Below are 501 nucleotides of genomic sequence, written 5' to 3' on the forward strand. Positions count from 1 at the left end.
ATTCTTGTTCTCTCTAACAACAAACTGCCGACTGCGTTAGAAGCGAAAATCAGCGAATTTATTACCTTACTATGGGACTTAAAACTGGAAGTTGGCCATGCGGTTCGCACTGTCAATGAATGTGCACAAATCGGGCGTGACGATCTAACGGTAGCCACTAACCTACAAGAAGCACTTCTGCTTTGTGGCAGCGAAGACACATTCCAAGCTCTAAAAAAGGTCGTGCTATCCGACTCTTTCTGGCCGAGCGAGACCTTCTACCGCGCAAAAATCCAAGAACAACGCGAACGTCATGCTCGCTACCACGATACGACCTATAACTTAGAGCCCGACATCAAATCGACCCCAGGAGGTCTTCGCGATATTCACACTTTGAGCTGGGTAGCGCGCCGTCACTTTGGCGCCACATCTCTGCTAGAAATGAGCCGTTACGGCTTTCTTACCGATGCGGAATACCGCGAACTGGTGGAGTGTCAGGACTTCTTGTGGCGTGTCCGCTTT

General features: G+C 49.7%; 1 pseudogene. It reads left to right on the forward strand.

Annotated features, from left to right (window positions below):
• Positions 1–501, forward strand: a pseudogene (locus R7Z47_RS27115) ([protein-PII] uridylyltransferase); the annotation flags it as partial.

Source organism: Vibrio sp. 1641 (assembly GCF_033339995.1).
In the GTDB taxonomy this organism is placed as follows: domain Bacteria; phylum Pseudomonadota; class Gammaproteobacteria; order Enterobacterales; family Vibrionaceae; genus Vibrio; species Vibrio alginolyticus.